The organism is Nevskia sp. (genome assembly GCF_023266035.1).
Classification (GTDB): Bacteria; Pseudomonadota; Gammaproteobacteria; order Nevskiales; family Nevskiaceae; genus Nevskia.
In genome coordinates this window covers 1-9,365 of the sequence record NZ_JAHFRY010000147.1, presented here as the reverse complement: position 1 = coordinate 9,365, position 9,365 = coordinate 1, and the positions used below count along the sequence as shown (strand labels likewise).

The window sequence follows — 9,365 nt, the reverse complement described above, 5'->3', positions numbered from 1 at the left end:
GTTCCGAGCAGACCTTCGACACCGGCGGCACGCTCGGCCTGGGCTACGAGTACTCCAAGCAGCACAAGGTCGATTTCGTGTCCCTGCTGTCGCGCCAGACGCAAAAGGGCGCGTTCTTCGCCCGCGCAGTCGCCAGTGATGCCGGCTTCGCGACCGATCAGGAGCGCATCACGCTCGACTACATCGAAGGCCAGTTGATCACCAACCAGCTGACCGGCAGGCATACGCTGGTCGATGCCGGCGGTCTGAAAATCAAGTGGCAGGCCGGTTATTCGGTGGCCGATCGTGACGTGCTGGATCGCCGCACCTACGGCCGCTTTCGCGCCGTCGGCAGCGACGATCCCTTCCTGCTCGGCTTCGGCCAATCCGGCGAAGCGTCCGAACCGCGCCGCAGCTGGGAATTCCTCCAGGACCGCACACTCGATCTCGGCATCGATCTGAGCCTGCCGTTCGAGTTCACCGAAACCCTGCGCGGCGATTTCAAGTGGGGCGCGCGTGGCACTCGTCGCGACCGCGATTTCGAATCGGTGCGCTTCGCCTATTCCTCGCCGGCCACGCAACGCAGCGATCTGTTCCGCATCGCCCAGTACGTGCCCAACCCGGAGAACGTGCTGACGCCGTTCTTCTTCGGCCCCGGCGGTTTCGATCTGACCGAGCTGAATACCTCGATCCGCGGCGGCGGCAACGCCAACATCTATGACGGCGCCCAGGACGTCAACGCGTTCTATCTGCTCGGCGATGTCTTCGTCGGCGAGCTGTTCGAGATCCAGGCCGGTGCCCGCCTCGAGAACTCGACGATCACCGTCGCAACCGGTGATCCGGCTGCCGGCGCCACGGTGGCTTCGCGTCTGACCGACAGCGACATCCTGCCGTCGCTGAACGCGACCTGGTTCATCAGCCGCAAGACCCAAGTACGCATCGGCGCGTCGCAGTCGCTGAACCGTCCGCAGTTCCGCGAACTGGCGGAGGTCGACTTCCTCGATCCGGAAACGCGCTTCCTGACCATCGGCAATGCCCAGCTGCGCTCGGCGAAGCTGACCAACTACGACCTGCGCTTCGAGCAGTACTGGAGCAACAGTTCGGCGGCCTCGGTCGGCGTGTTCTACAAGGACATCAAGAACCCGATCGAACTCAACATCGATGCCTCGGCAGGCAATCAGGTGGTGCGTTCGTTCCAGAACGCCAACAGCGCCAAGGACTACGGCATCGAGTTCGATGCCCGCCAGGACATGTCGATTCTCAAGGAGGTAGCGCCGGTCCTCCAGTTCGCCTACGTCGCCGGCAACTTCTCGCGCATCGAATCGAGAGTGAGCCTGCCGGATGGCTCCACTCGCCGGCTGCAGGGCCAGTCGAACTATCTGGTCAACGCCACGCTCGGCTACTCCAATCCGGCCCAGCGCACCGACGCCACGCTGCTGTTCAACATCTTCGGTGATCGCCTCGGGGAAGTCGGCATCAACGACCTGCCGAACTCCACCGAAAAGTCCTATCCGATGCTCGATTTCAACATTCGCCAGGGCTTCGGTCAGCACTGGCAGATCGGCCTCAAGGCGCGAAACCTGTTGGACCCGCGCATCGATATCGAACAGGGCCAGTTCAACGGCGCAGCGGCACTCCAGCGCAGTTACAAGCTGGGCCGCTCCGGCCAGATCAGCCTGCAGTACCAGTTCTGAACCTCTCAAGCTTTGCAATCACAACACGAACCCTCTGGAGAATAGAGATGCAGCTCAAGACAACCGCAGTCCTCGCGGCAGCCCTGATCGGAAGCGGAATTCTGGTCGGCTGCGAGGGGACTGATCTGAACCCGAACAGCACCATCATCAACATCGGCACGACTGGCGGCAGCACTGGCGGAACCACGGGCGGCACTACCGGCGGCACGACGGGCACCACCACTGGCGGCACCACTGATCCGAACGCGCCGCCAGCCGGCGCGCTGCGCGGCTCGATCGGCACCGGGGCCGGCACCACCTTCGTCGGCACCGGCCTGCCGGATCCGTTCTCGATCGCGACCTACTTCGCGCTGATGGGCTTCGGCAACGGCACCAGCGTGGTCGGCCGCATCGACGACACCGGCTACCCGGTTACCGGCACCACCGGCCTCGCCGCAACCTTCGCCGCGCCGGCCGTGTGGCCGCCAATCACCGCGACCGATGCGACCTCGCTGCCGGTGCCATCGACGATCGTCAGCACCAACTACATCGGTGCCTTCGATCCGGCGGTGACCCGTGCCAATGCCTGGACCGCCGGCTGGACCGTCCGCGTCAATGGCAACGACGACGTCTGGCGCTTCTTCGGCGGCACTGCCGGCACCGCGCTCGCCGGCGCCTCGGTCCCGCAGGCGAACGGCATCTGCCCGGAAGGCACCACCCTGGTCGGTGATTTCAATGCCCTGATCGGCAATCTCGCGAACGACGAGACCGGCCTGTTCACCGGCACCGCCGCAACCGGCAACTACGACGTCTGCCGCCTGCCGGCCCGTTATAACGTTGCCGGTACGCTGGCCCTGACCAACGACAACGTCTACGAGATCGAAGCAGACACCGTTCCAGGCGCAGTCATCGGCAATGGCGATCTGGCGCGCGGCGCGGTCGGCTACGCAGAGACGGCATCGATCCTGTCGATCGAGCCGGGCACCGTGGTCTACGCTTCCGCCCGTTCGGCGCTGGTCATCGGCCGCGGCGCGCAGATCATCGCCAACGGCACGGCGGCAGCGCCGATCGTACTCACCTCTCGCGCGCAGCTGCGCAATCGCTTCGACGGTGACTCGGCCACGCTGACCGACGCGCCGGCAGGCGGCTGGGCGGGCCTGGCCTTGCTCGGCCGCGCACAGGACAGTCAGTGCTCGGGCACGCCGCCGAACTTCGATGCTTGCGACGTGGTGATCGAAGGCAACGTCGGCCGCTATGGCGGCAATCTGCAGAACGACAGCTCCGGCAGCCTGCGCTACGTGATCGTCCGCTCGACCGGCTCGATCATCGCCGAGGGCAACGAACTGCAGGGCATCACCGCCGGCGGCGTCGGCCGCGGCACGGTGATCGACTACGTGCAGGTGCACCGCTCGAACGATGACGGCATCGAGTTCTTCGGCGGCAACGCTTTCGCGACCCACATGGTGTTCACCGGCGCGCAGGACGATTCCATCGACGGCGACAACGGCTGGACCGGCGGCGTGCAGTTCGCGCTGACGATCCAGGAGAACAACCTGCCGAACTCCGGTTTCGAGCTCGACGGCCGCTTCGCCCGCACGCCGATCACCTTCCCGCTGTTCGCCAACATCACCGTGCTCGGCCCTGCCCGCCGTCCGCTGCCGGCCGCGGGTGACCGTCTCGGCTTCCTGGCTCGCGAAGGCCTGCGCTTCTCGCTGAACAACACGATCATCACCGGCGACTTCCCGTTCGGTTGCATCGACATCGACGACAACGACGGCACCGCGATCGTCGAAAACACCTTCAGCCGAGTCAGCGAAGCTGGCGGCGCGTCGACCACCGGCGGCCCGCATCTGGTGTTCCGCAACGTGATCGCCGACTGCAGCGCCGTGAACTTCCGCGAAAACGACGAAGTGGCGCCGTAAGTCGATCGCAGCACCGCAGCACTTCGAAGACTGGGCGGGGCCGCGCAAGCGGCTCCGCCTTTTCATTGGGCGCGGGCTCCGTCCGGCGGTTCGGCTCGGCTAGTTCAGACCGTCCACCACGGCCCTTCCACCGCGTACGTCACGCCGTCGGTGCCGACCAGATTGCTGGTGCCGCGCTGCGAGCTGAAGTAGAAGAAGCGGCCATCCGGCGAGAACGCCGGGCCGGTGACTTCGGAGCCGACATGCTTGGGCCCGAGCTGCACCAGCGGCTGGAAGCGGCCATCCGGCCGGATCGCGACGGCGGCCTGTTCACTGTTCTGATCCTCGGCGACGATCACGTCGCCACCCGGCGTCATCACCAGATTGTCGACGCTGGTCAGCGGCGGCGTCGCGAACGCGGCATCGTCGTAGATCACCTGCAGGCTTTGCGCGGCAACATCGAGTGCCCAGACCCGGCGATCGCCCTTGGTCGAGAAGTAGACGACACCGCGCTGTTGCCAGATGCCTTCACCACCATTGAACGCAAAGCTGGCCGGCTGCTGCTTGCGAGTCGGCACGGCCGTGGACAGCAGACCCAGGCGCGGATTCGGCTCGGCAATGTCGAGCCATTCGATCGAGTAATGGCTGCCCTGCCCTGGCGTATTGACCAGCGCTGCATCGGCCAGGATGCGCAGCGCCTGCAGCCGGCCACGGCTCAGATCGGCGCGGCCGCCGACATTCGGGGCATCGGACAGGAAACGATAGAAGCGGCCATCCGGTTCGTCCTCGGTCAGATAGACGATGTTCGCGGCCGGGTCGATCGTCGCCGCTTCGTGCTTGAAGCGGCCGAGCAAGGGCCAGCTCTGCGGCTCGGCGACGCCGAAGGGATCGCATTCCCAGATCAGGCCGCGATCGAACTCCTCACCGCTGAACCAGGTCTGCCACGGCGTCACACCACCGCCGCAGTTGGTGCGGCTGAGCGCGCCGGGCAGGATTTCGTAGGCGCGTTCGATCACGCCTTGGGCGTTGAAGGCAATCGCGTTGACGCCGCCTGGCAGATGCTCGCGATTCGAAACATAGACCCAGCCGCCATCGGGCTTGGCGAACACGGCGGCACCGTCCGGATCGGTATGCCAGCGAAAGCTGGTGCCGGGCACGACTTCGCCAGCGCGGCCAATGACACGGGCAGTGAAGCCGGCCGGCAGCAGCAGATCGTTGGCATCCGGCGTCGTCGACAGCGGGCCGAGATCGGCCAGCGCGCCACGCCCGCCTGCACCGTCGCCACGCGTGCCGCCGTCAGCCGAGCCGCCACCCTGGCAAGCCGCCAGACCGCCGCCGACCGCGACCAGTCCCAAACCGAGCAGACCACCGCGCAGCACGCTGCGGCGATCGAGTTGCCGGCTGCGTCGGCGCCAGCGGCCAGTCTGATGATCGAATTGCATGAACGTCCCCGGATTCAAGTCGAGAGCGTTCAGATTAAGTCAGCGCGATGACAATCTCGTCACAAGCTGCGAGCGCCACGCGACTGACGGGCACGACTCAATTCGCCGGCATCGGCCCGGTGTGTTTCTGGGCGTCCACCTTCTGCTCGAACCAGTACAGGCCCCAGTGCAGATGCGGGCCGGTGACCCGGCCGGTGGCGCCGCTCAGGCCGACCTGCTGGCCCTGCTCGACGCGGTCGCCCACTTTCACATCGAGCCGCGACATGTGGACCATCACCGACTGCAGGCCGTGGCCGTGGTCGATGAAGACAGTGCCGCCGGTGAAATAGAGATCCGGCTCGGCGAGGCTGACGATGCCGCCCGCCGCGGCGACCAGTGGCGTGCCGACCGGCACCGCGACATCGACACCGTAATGCGGCGACTTCGGCTTGCCATTGAGCACGCGCTGGCTGCCGAAGACACCGCTGATGCGACCCTTCGCCGGCCAGATGAACGGCGTGGCGAAATCATCGATCGCGGTATCGCGGGTCCGGGCGCGCTTGATGATCACCTGCTCGGCGGCGATGCGCTTCTGCACCTTGGCCGGCGGATCGACGAACTTCGGCTCGATGCCGGTCAGCGCCTGCACGTCCCATTCGCGCTTGGCAACGTCATGCGTTTCGACGACGGCAACGCCGCCCGGCGGGGTGATCCGCAGCTCGACTTCGGGCTTGGCATCGCGGTCGAGGCCGATCACGAAACGGCCATCATCGCTGAGCTTCAAGCTCTGGCCTTCGAAGCTGAGCTTGCTGCCCGGCGCCGCCTTGCCGATCAGCAAACCGCCCTGCTCCCACTCGCCCTTGAGCAGCGTGTAAGGCGCTGCCTCGGCGGCGAACAAGGACGCCGAAGTCAGCAGCAGGCCGCCAATGGCAAGACGGATCAGGCGCATGGGCGAACTCAGGCGTTCTGCAACTGCAACAGCGCATCGGCCAGCGACAAGGTCTCCTGCCGTTCCGAGCCCAGACGACGCAGGGTAACCGTGCGCTCTTCGGCTTCCTTGCGACCGACGACGATGATCACCGGCACTTTCTGCAGCGAATGCTCGCGGATCTTGTAGTTGATCTTTTCGTTGCGCAGATCGGTCTGCACACGGACATCGAGCTTGGCAAGTGCCGCCGCGACTTCGGTCGCGTAGGCATCGGCGTCCGACACGATCGGGGTGACCACGGCCTGCACCGGCGCCAGCCAGTACGGCAGCGCACCGGCGTGATGCTCGATCAGGATGCCGATGAAGCGCTCCATCGAACCGACGATCGCCCGGTGCAGCATCACCGGATGCTGGCGTGCGGAGTTCTCGTCGACATAGGTCGCGCCCAAGCGCTCCGGCATCATGAAATCGACCTGCATGGTGCCAACCTGCCAGGCGCGGCCGATCGAGTCTTTCAGGTGATATTCGATCTTCGGGCCATAGAACGCGCCCTCGCCCGGCAGCTCGGTCCAGCTGGCGACACCGGCGGCGCGGAGTGCGGTGCGCAGTGCATCTTCGGCGCGATCCCAGGTCGCATCATCGCCCAGGCGCTTGTCCGGACGCAGCGCCAGTTTCACATCGAGATTGGTGAAACCGAAGTCGGCGTAGACCTGCATCGCCTGCTGGTGGAACGCGGTCACTTCCGGTTCGATCTGCGCTTCGGTGCAGAAGATGTGGCCGTCGTCCTGGGTGAAGGCGCGGACGCGCATGATGCCGTGCAGCGCACCGCTCGGTTCATTGCGATGGCAGCCGCCGAACTCGGCGTAGCGCACTGGCAGATCGCGGTAGCTGCGCAGGCCGGCGTTGAAAATCTGCACGTGGCCCGGGCAGTTCATCGGCTTGATCGCGTAGGTGCGCTTCTCGCTTTCGGTGAAGAACATGTTGTCCTGGTAGTTATCCCAGTGCCCGCTCTTTTTCCACAAGCTGACATCCATGATCTGCGGGCCGCGCACTTCCTGGTAACCGCCGGCCTTGTAGACCTTGCGCACGTACTGCTCGACGGCCTGCCAGATCGCCCAGCCCTTCGGATGCCAGAACACCATGCCTGGCGCTTCTTCCTGCTGGTGATAGAGATCGAGCTGCTTGCCGAGCTTGCGGTGATCGCGCTTCTCGGCTTCCTCGACCATCTTCAGATGGGCTTCGAGATCGGCATCGTTGGCGAACGCCAGGCCGTAGATGCGCTGCAGCTGGGCGTTGTTCGCATCACCACGCCAGTAGGCGCCGGAGACGCGGGTGAGCTTGAATGCGGTGCCGAGCTTGCCGGTCGACGGCAGATGCGGACCCAGGCACATGTCCAGCCAGGCATCGCCCTGCTTGTAGATGGTCAGCTCTTCGTCAGCCGCGATGCCGTCGCGAATCCACTCAGCCTTGAAGCTTTCACCGGCCTGCTCGAAATGCTTGACCGCGTCTTCATGAGACCAAACCTCGCGGACGATCGGCAGATCGCGCTTGACGATGTTGCGCATCCGCTGCTCGATGGTCGCCAGATCGGCCTCGGTGAATGGCTCCGGGCGGGCGAAGTCGTAATAGAAGCCGTACTCGGTCGATGGCCCGAAGGTCACCTGGGTGCCGGGAAACAGCTCCTGCACGGCCTGCGCCAGCACGTGGGCGGCGTCGTGGCGGAGCACTTCGAGCGCTTCCGGCTTGTCGCGGGTGACGATCTCGAACGCAGCATCGCGATCGATCGGCCGGTTCAGATCCCACAACTCGCCGTTGACTCTGACGACGACGGCTTTCTTGGCCAGGCCCGGCGAAATGCCGGTGGCGATCGAGAGGCCGGTTGGCGGTACGTCGAAAGCTTTGACGTTGCCGTCGGGAAAAGTGATGGAGATGGACATGTTCGATGTTCCGTTATTCAGTAGAGAGCGGCAGCAGATTCAGGCGCGGGCGACGGCGGCGGCCAGCCGCGCCAGCGTCCGCTCGCGGCCGAGCAGGAACAGCGTCGCGTCGATCGGCGGCGACACCGCCATGCCGCAGACGGCCACCCGGATCGGCTGGGCGATCTTGCCGAGGCCCAGGCCTTTGGCTTCGGCGAAACCGTTGACCGCTGCGTGCAGGGCTTCGGTGGTCCATTCCGGCAGCGCTTCCAGTTGCGCGCGCAGTTCGTCGAGCAGCGCCAGCGAATCGGCGTTGAAGTGCTTGGCGGCGTCCTTCTCGTTGTAGCCGTCGAGGTCGGCGAAGAAGAACTTCGATTTCTCCGCCATCTCGACCAGCGACCGGCAGCGCTCGCGCTGCTGCTCGACGACTGCAGTCAGGCTCGGGCCCTTGGCGACATCGATGCCGATCCTCTCCAGATGCCAGGTGAATTCCGGCACCACGACGGCAGGATCGACGCTCTTCAGGTACTGGTGATTGACCCACCAGGCCTTCTCCATGTCGAAGCGTCCCGGGCTTGCCGAGACGTGATCGAAGTCGAACTTGGCGATCATTTCCTCGCGGGTGAACAGCTCCTGATCGCCGTGGCTCCAGCCGAGGCGGACCAGGTAGTTCAGCAGCGCTTCCGGCAGGAAACCCATCGCCCGGTATTCCATGACCCCGAGCGCGCCGTGGCGCTTCGACAGCTTGGCGCCGTCGCTGCCGAGGATCATCGAGACATGGGCGTAAGCCGGCGGCGTGGCACCGAGCGCGCGCAGGATGTTGATCTGGCGCGGGGTGTTGTTGACGTGATCGTCGCCGCGGATGACATGAGTGACGCCCATGTCCCAGTCGTCGACGACGACGCAGAAGTTGTAGGTCGGCGTGCCGTCGCCACGGGCGATGATCAGATCGTCCAGCTCGTCGCTGGCGAACACGATCCTGCCCTTGATCAGGTCATCGAGCACCACTTCGCCTTCGGTCGGATTGCGGAAGCGAACCACTGGCGCAACGCCCACCGGCGGCGGCGGCAGTACCTTGCCGGCTTCCGGGCGCCAGCGGCCGTCATAGCGCGGCTTCTGCTTGTTGGCCATCTGCTCGGCACGCAGGGCGTCCAGCTCTTCCTTGCTCGCGTAGCAGTGATACGCGCTGCCCTCGACCAGCATCTGGGCGATCACTTCCTTGTAGCGATCGAAACGCTGGGTCTGGTAGATCGGTTCGGCGTTGTCGCCATTCAGACCGAGCCAGGCCATGCCTTCGAAGATCGCGTCGACCGCCTCCTGGGTCGAACGCTCGCGATCGGTGTCCTCGATGCGCAGCAGAAATTTTCCGTTATCGCGCTTCGCGTACAGATAGGAGAACAGCGCGGTGCGCGCGCCGCCGATGTGCAGAAAACCGGTCGGGGACGGAGCGAAACGGGTGGTGACAGACATGGCTGGTGCGCGGCGAATCCTTGGAAGGCCGCGATTCTAAACCATCGCTCCTGCCCTACTTCGCGGCCGCCGCAGCC

Annotated in this window: 6 protein-coding genes; 2 read left to right on the top strand and 4 right to left on the bottom strand. The window is 65.3% G+C overall.

The window, feature by feature from the left end; genetic code table 11:
* On the top strand, window positions 1-1,673 hold a 1,673-nt coding region (locus Q0D45_RS18475), incomplete at its 5' end, for a TonB-dependent receptor (RefSeq protein WP_293396285.1).
* Window positions 1,674-1,720: 47 nt separating this feature from the next.
* The gene (locus Q0D45_RS18470) at window positions 1,721-3,574 is read left to right on the top strand and encodes a hypothetical protein (RefSeq protein WP_293396282.1); all 1,854 of its coding nucleotides are present in this window, start codon (window positions 1,721-1,723) and stop codon (window positions 3,572-3,574) included.
* A gap of 104 nt (window positions 3,575-3,678) precedes the next feature.
* Here the strand turns inward: Q0D45_RS18470 and Q0D45_RS18465 are convergent, their stop codons facing one another.
* From Q0D45_RS18465 to gltX, 4 genes are all read right to left on the bottom strand, one after another.
* Complete coding sequence (locus Q0D45_RS18465; RefSeq protein ID WP_293396279.1) at window positions 3,679-4,995, bottom strand: alkaline phosphatase PhoX; 1,317 nt, start codon at window positions 4,993-4,995, stop codon at window positions 3,679-3,681.
* Between the two features lie 97 nt (window positions 4,996-5,092).
* Window positions 5,093-5,923: a M23 family metallopeptidase gene (locus Q0D45_RS18460; RefSeq protein WP_293396276.1), complete on the bottom strand. Its 831-nt coding sequence runs from the start codon at window positions 5,921-5,923 to the stop codon at window positions 5,093-5,095.
* An 8-nt stretch (window positions 5,924-5,931) separates the two neighbouring features.
* On the bottom strand, window positions 5,932-7,839 hold the full coding sequence (thrS, locus tag Q0D45_RS18455; RefSeq protein ID WP_293396273.1) for a threonine--tRNA ligase: 1,908 nt from the start codon (window positions 7,837-7,839) through the stop codon (window positions 5,932-5,934).
* 39 nt (window positions 7,840-7,878) lie between these two features.
* Window positions 7,879-9,288 carry a glutamate--tRNA ligase gene (gene gltX / locus Q0D45_RS18450; RefSeq protein WP_293396271.1) on the bottom strand — a complete coding sequence of 470 codons (1,410 nt, stop codon included), beginning with the start codon at window positions 9,286-9,288 and terminating at the stop codon, window positions 7,879-7,881.
* Window positions 9,289-9,365: the final 77 nt, after the last annotated feature.

Coding starts and splice junctions, on each gene's coding strand:
- Q0D45_RS18465 (WP_293396279.1), bottom strand. CDS start 4,995: ATGCAATTCGATCATCAGACTGGCCGCTGGCGCCGACGCAGCCGGCAA.
- Q0D45_RS18460 (WP_293396276.1), bottom strand. CDS start 5,923: ATGCGCCTGATCCGTCTTGCCATTGGCGGCCTGCTGCTGACTTCGGCG.
- thrS (WP_293396273.1), bottom strand. CDS start 7,839: ATGTCCATCTCCATCACTTTTCCCGACGGCAACGTCAAAGCTTTCGAC.
- gltX (WP_293396271.1), bottom strand. CDS start 9,288: ATGTCTGTCACCACCCGTTTCGCTCCGTCCCCGACCGGTTTTCTGCAC.
- Q0D45_RS18470 (WP_293396282.1), top strand. CDS start 1,721: ATGCAGCTCAAGACAACCGCAGTCCTCGCGGCAGCCCTGATCGGAAGC.